Origin of the sequence: Siminovitchia sediminis, from assembly GCF_042680885.1 — a bacterium.
Classification (GTDB): Bacteria; Bacillota; Bacilli; order Bacillales; family Bacillaceae_C; genus Siminovitchia; species Siminovitchia sediminis.
Window position 1 is genome coordinate 1 of sequence record NZ_JBHUEO010000065.1, and the last position, 5,097, is coordinate 5,097.

At 43.0% G+C, this 5,097-nt stretch carries 7 protein-coding genes; all 7 read left to right on the forward strand.

Annotated features, from left to right (window positions below; translation table 11 throughout):
- On the forward strand, positions 1-222 hold a 222-nt coding region (locus ACFSCZ_RS16210), incomplete at its 5' end, for a hypothetical protein (RefSeq protein ID WP_380775350.1).
- Entirely contained in the window at positions 219-1,046 is an 828-nt protein-coding gene (gene folP, locus ACFSCZ_RS16215; protein ID WP_380775352.1) for a dihydropteroate synthase, read from the forward strand. The genes ACFSCZ_RS16210 and folP, both read left to right, overlap by 4 nt.
- The gene (gene folB, locus ACFSCZ_RS16220; protein ID WP_380775355.1) at positions 1,039-1,404 is read left to right on the forward strand and encodes a dihydroneopterin aldolase; all 366 of its coding nucleotides are present in this window, start codon (positions 1,039-1,041) and stop codon (positions 1,402-1,404) included. Before folP ends, folB begins: the two co-directional genes overlap by 8 nt.
- Positions 1,397-1,924, forward strand: coding sequence for a 2-amino-4-hydroxy-6-hydroxymethyldihydropteridine diphosphokinase (folK, locus tag ACFSCZ_RS16225; RefSeq protein WP_380775357.1), 528 nt, complete (start codon positions 1,397-1,399; stop codon positions 1,922-1,924). The genes folB and folK overlap by 8 nt, the downstream gene beginning before the upstream one ends.
- A complete protein-coding gene (locus ACFSCZ_RS16230; protein WP_380775359.1) occupies positions 1,876-2,085 on the forward strand; it encodes a helix-turn-helix domain-containing protein in 210 nt (69 codons plus the stop codon). Before folK ends, ACFSCZ_RS16230 begins: the two co-directional genes overlap by 49 nt.
- A gap of 29 nt (positions 2,086-2,114) precedes the next feature.
- A complete protein-coding gene (dusB, locus tag ACFSCZ_RS16235) occupies positions 2,115-3,101 on the forward strand; it encodes a tRNA dihydrouridine synthase DusB (RefSeq protein ID WP_380775361.1) in 987 nt (328 codons plus the stop codon).
- 116 nt (positions 3,102-3,217) lie between these two features.
- Positions 3,218-4,705 (forward strand): lysine--tRNA ligase, encoded by a 1,488-nt coding sequence (gene lysS / locus ACFSCZ_RS16240; protein ID WP_380775363.1) that lies wholly within the window; start codon positions 3,218-3,220, stop codon positions 4,703-4,705.
- The last annotated feature ends 392 nt before the right edge of the window (positions 4,706-5,097 follow it).

Genomic DNA, 5,097 nt, shown 5'->3' on the forward strand with positions numbered 1-5,097 from the left:
GACAGGTCTAGGTGGATGGGAATCTTTTTCTTAAAAATAAAAACACAAAAATCTAGATACAAGTCGTCTAAATGTAAAATAAAAAAGCCTGTAGAGAAAAAAACATATACTTTCTCTACAAGCTGGGCAAGTCCAACAGGACTTGCTTTTTCTTTTTCAATGGGGAGGAAAAAGGGTAAACTAAATGAAGATGTAAATAGAAGGGCAGGCAATGTATCATGATCGTGGAATGCGGAAAATATACAATGGATTTTAGCAAGAAAACCTATATTATGGGGATTTTAAATGTAACTCCAGATTCTTTTTCAGATGGCGGGCGCTATAACAGTCTGGAAGCTGCTGTCCATCATGCCAAGGAGATGGTTGCAGATGGAGCGGATATCATTGATATCGGTGGAGAGTCCACGAGGCCAGGACATAACCCGGTTTCTGTAAAGGAAGAAATTGAAAGAATCGTTCCGGCTATACAAGCGGTTGCCGCGGCTGTAGATGTCCCGATTTCCATTGATACTTATAAAGCGAGGGCTGCAGAAGAAGCAGTAAGGGCAGGAGCCCGCATCATCAACGATATCTGGGGAGCCAAAAAAGAACCCGATATAGCGGCCGTAGCGGCTGAACAGGAAGTCCCCATTATATTGATGCATAACAGGGAGGATCGGAATTACACCAACTTTATACGGGATGTACTGAATGATCTATATGAAAGTATCATGATTGCAAAGAAAGCTGGTGTTCCGGATAGCCGGATTATACTGGATCCCGGGATCGGCTTTGCCAAAGATTACCAGGAAAATGTGCTCATGATGAGGAATTTGGACAAACTTGCCGGCCTAGGGTACCCCGTTTTGTTGGGAACGTCCCGGAAGCGCATGATTGGAACAGCACTCGATCTTCCGGTCGATGAACGAATGGAAGGAACAGGGGCAACGGTGTGCTGGGGAATAGAGCAGGGATGTCATATAATGAGGGTTCATGACGTAAAAGAGATCAGCCGGATGGCCGCTATGATGGATATTCTCATGGAAAAGGGGAAGCTGCATGGATAAGATTTATATAAATGAAATGGAATTTTATGGAAACCACGGTGTTTTTCCAGAGGAGAATATATTGGGGCAGCGATTTCGGGTGACAGTGGTCCTTGAGACTGACTTGAGGGCCGCCGGACGCACGGACGATTTGGATCAAACAGTAAATTATGCAGATATTTATGCGCTTTGCAAAGAAATCGTGGAAGGAAAACAGTTTAATCTTGTGGAAACGGTGGCTGAAAATACAGCGGGTCAAATATTATCTCATTTTGAACAGGTGGAAAAGGTACACGTAAAAGTCGTAAAACCAAATCCGCCCATTAAGGGAATTTATGATTCAGTAGCTGTAGAGATTATGAGGAGCCGTCATGAATAATATAGCTTATTTATCATTGGGTTCTAATATCGGCAACCGTGAAAAATGGTTGAAAGAAGCGATTCGGAAGTTAAATGGCACGAAAGGCATCCGGGTTGAGACTGTATCTTCCATTTATGAAACAGATCCGGTCGGTTTTATAGACCAAGATCCGTTTTTAAATATGGCAGTTAAACTATCGACCTCCCTTTCACCTTATGAGCTTTTGAAACAATGTTTAAAAATTGAGGAGGAGCTTGGCAGGGTAAGGGAAATGAAATGGGGTCCCAGAAAAATCGACCTTGACATTTTATTGTATAATAAAGAAAATATTGAGTTGGAGGACTTGCGTATTCCTCATCCTCGAATGACTGAACGAGCGTTTGTTATTGTTCCGTTGTTGGAGATTGACGAAAAAGTAAGTGTTCCGGATCTACATGTTTCTTTGGCATCAGTCTTAAACGATATACCTGATAAAGAAGGTGTACGCTTGTGGAAACAGATAAATGGGGAAGGCGGATCCGCGCTTTTAGAAAACTGAAAGGGCGCACACAGGAAGGCCTTGCAAAAGAGATAGGCATTTCCGTCTCGGTTTTGGGAGAAATTGAACGAGGAAGCCGGCTTCCTTCAGAACAGATACTTGAACAAATCTCGGGTGTCCTGGACGTTTCCGTTGAGGAATTGACGCCGCCGGATGAATGATAATCAATAAATACGAAAGGAGGGTATACATGCTGAAAATTGGTGATATTGAAATGAAGAACCCGGTTGTTCTTGCACCCATGGCAGGAGTATGTAACTCTGCTTTTCGTCTGACTGTCAAAGAATTCGGCGCTGGACTTGTGTGTGCGGAAATGATCAGTGATAAAGGCATTATTCAAAAAAACGAGAGAACATTGAACATGCTTTATATCGATGAAAGAGAGAAGCCGCTGTCCCTGCAAATTTTTGGCGGGGAAAAAGAAACGCTGGTAGAAGCCGCTCGTTTCGTCGACCAAAATACAAATGCCGATATCATTGATATAAATATGGGATGTCCGGTTAATAAGATCATCCGCTGTGAAGCGGGCGCCAGATGGCTGCTCGAGCCGGATAAGATCTATGACATGGTTTCTTCAGTAGTCAGGGCTGTCAGAAAACCTGTTACTGTAAAGATGCGAATCGGATGGGATGAAGACCACATTTTTGCTGTTGAAAATGCCCGGGCGGTCGAACAGGCCGGAGGTGCCGCAGTTTCCATGCATGGACGGACGCGTGTCCAAATGTATGAAGGACAGGCCAATTGGGATATCATTCGAGAGGTGAAACAATCCTTGGAAATTCCTTTGATTGGAAACGGGGATGTCAAAACACCTCAGGACGCCAAGCGGATGCTCGATGAAACAGGTGTGGACGGTGTCATGATCGGCCGTGCTGCGCTGGGAAATCCGTGGATGATTTACCAGACAGTTAAATATTTGGAAACGGGCGAGCTGACAGGCGAGCCGACGGTAAAAGAAAAAATTGAAGTCTGCAAATTGCACCTGGACCGGCTCATCGCTCTTAAAGGTGAGGATGTCGCAGTACGTGAAATGCGGAAACACGTAGCCTGGTATTTAAAAGGTATTAGCGGAAGTGGAAAAATCAGAAGTGCCGTTAATGAATGCTCGAAAAGGGAAGAAGTTGTCGCACTACTAGACAATCTCGTAGCAGAGTGCTTCGAAAGAAAAGCGGGATAATGACATACCTTTGCTGCCATTCGCTGGCAGTTTTTTTATAATAGATGCCCGTTTTCTTGTGATTAGGTACAATAGGAAGATAGGAATGGCTTAATTATTAGATTGGAGTGGAAAAAATGAGTCAGGAAGAGTTGAATGATCAACTTCAGGTAAGGCGCGACAAAATGAAATCATTGCGGGAAAGAGGTATTGACCCGTTTGGAAAACGGTTTGAGCGGACAGCGCTGACGAAAGACCTTAAAGATAAATTTGAGGAGAAAACAAAAGAAGAGCTCGAGGAATTGGACGAATCCGTAACGATTGCCGGTCGTGTAATGACAAAACGCGGAAAAGGGAAGGCGGGTTTTGCTCATATTCAGGATTTAACGGGGCAAATACAAATTTATGTACGCCAAGATGCGGTTGGTGAAGACCAGTACAATATTTTTAAAACAGTTGACCTTGGAGATATTGTCGGCTTGACTGGTACTGTATTTAAAACTAAGGTCGGAGAACTATCCATCAAAGCAACTGATTTTACGCTGTTGTCGAAAGCACTGCGTCCGCTTCCTGAAAAGTTTCATGGCCTGAAAGATGTGGAACAGCGCTACCGGCAGCGATACCTTGATTTAATTACCAATGAAGAAAGTAAAGAAACATTTATATTAAGAAGTAAAATCATTCAATCCATGCGGCGCTATTTAGATGGACAAGGCTTTCTGGAAGTTGAAACGCCTATGCTCCATGCAATAGCAGGTGGAGCGGCTGCCCGTCCGTTCATTACCCACCATAATGCATTAGACGCGCAATTTTATATGAGAATTGCTATCGAACTCCATTTAAAAAGATTGATTGTTGGGGGTCTGGAAAAAGTATACGAAATCGGTCGGGTCTTCAGAAATGAAGGGGTGTCGACCAGACATAATCCTGAGTTTACGATGATGGAATTATATGAAGCCTATGCAGATTTCAATGACGTGATGGATTTGACCGAAAATATGATTGCTTCCATCGCAAAAGAAGTGCTCGGTACAACTTCAATCCAATACGGGGAATACGAAGTGAACCTTGAGCCGGAATGGCGCCGGCTTCATATGGTAGACGCCGTAAAGGAACATACAGGCGTTAACTTCTGGAATGAAATGACCGATGAAGAAGCGATTCAACTGGCAAAAGAGCATAATATCGAAATAACGGATCATATGACATTCGGACATATTGTTAATGAGTTTTTTGAACAAGTCGTAGAAGAAAAGCTCATTCAGCCTACTTTTATTTATGGGCATCCTGTTGAAATTTCTCCGCTTGCGAAGAAGAATGACGAGGATCCGCGATTTACAGACCGGTTTGAATTATTTATCGTTGGCCGAGAACATGCCAATGCCTTTACTGAACTAAATGACCCGATTGATCAGCGGCAAAGATTTGAAGCTCAATTGGAAGAAAAAGAGCAGGGCAATGACGAAGCGCACGATATGGACGAAGATTTTATCGAAGCGCTCGAATACGGCATGCCTCCAACAGGGGGACTGGGGATTGGAATTGACCGTCTCGTTATGCTTTTGACAAACTCACCTTCCATCAGAGACGTACTTTTATTCCCTCTTATGAGACAGCGTGATTAATGATCGGAACCTTGCACACGGCAAGGTTCCTTCTTTTTATCATATTTTTTTAAAAAACTATTGCACACAGAAAAAAAAGGTGATATATTAAATATCGTTGCTCGCGAGGGCAACAAAAGTTACAAAAAAGTATTGACACCCATCAATTAGGGTGATATACTTAAAAAGTCGCTTCAGGAGAGGGGCATAAAAACAACTTAAAAAAAGTTGTTGACATACCACGAACGATGCGATATAATAGAAAGGCTGCTTCAACGGCAGCGATCAAGTTTGATCTTTGAAAACTGAACGAAACGAAACGTCAATAATTTATGATTTTTAGTCAGCTTTAAAATGAGCTAACAAACATCTTTTATGAGAGTTTGATCCTGGCTCAGGACGAACGCTGGCGG

Coding starts and splice junctions, on each gene's coding strand:
- dusB (WP_380775361.1), top strand. CDS start 2,115: ATGCTGAAAATTGGTGATATTGAAATGAAGAACCCGGTTGTTCTTGCA.
- folK (WP_380775357.1), top strand. CDS start 1,397: ATGAATAATATAGCTTATTTATCATTGGGTTCTAATATCGGCAACCGT.
- lysS (WP_380775363.1), top strand. CDS start 3,218: ATGAGTCAGGAAGAGTTGAATGATCAACTTCAGGTAAGGCGCGACAAA.
- folP (WP_380775352.1), top strand. CDS start 219: ATGATCGTGGAATGCGGAAAATATACAATGGATTTTAGCAAGAAAACC.
- folB (WP_380775355.1), top strand. CDS start 1,039: ATGGATAAGATTTATATAAATGAAATGGAATTTTATGGAAACCACGGT.